This window comes from Citrobacter sp. TBCS-14 (assembly GCF_005280805.1).
Classification (GTDB): Bacteria; Pseudomonadota; Gammaproteobacteria; order Enterobacterales; family Enterobacteriaceae; genus Citrobacter; species Citrobacter gillenii.
Window position 1 is genome coordinate 1 of record NZ_SZWM01000053.1, and the last position, 244, is coordinate 244.

At 54.9% G+C, this 244-nt stretch carries 1 protein-coding gene; it reads right to left on the reverse strand.

What is annotated here, in order from left to right:
- A partial coding sequence (locus FDX22_RS00255) for an ABC transporter permease subunit (protein WP_146716556.1) occupies positions 1–244 on the reverse strand: 244 nt, incomplete at both ends.

Here is a 244-nt window from a genome sequence, read left to right on the forward strand (position 1 = left end):
TATGCCAGTGAGGTACTTTTAAACACCAGCACCACTTCGTTGGAATACGAGGAGAGGGCGCGTTTAAAGGCGTACGGCAGCAGAATGGCCAGCGTATCCTTCTTGCTCATCCCCAGCGCACCACAGGACTGCCACTGGCCTTCCGGGATTGCTCGAATCGCACCGTAAAACAGTTGCGTGGTATAGGCCGCACTGTTTAAGGACAGCGCGATTAACGCGCACAGCCACGGTTCGGACAGCAAAT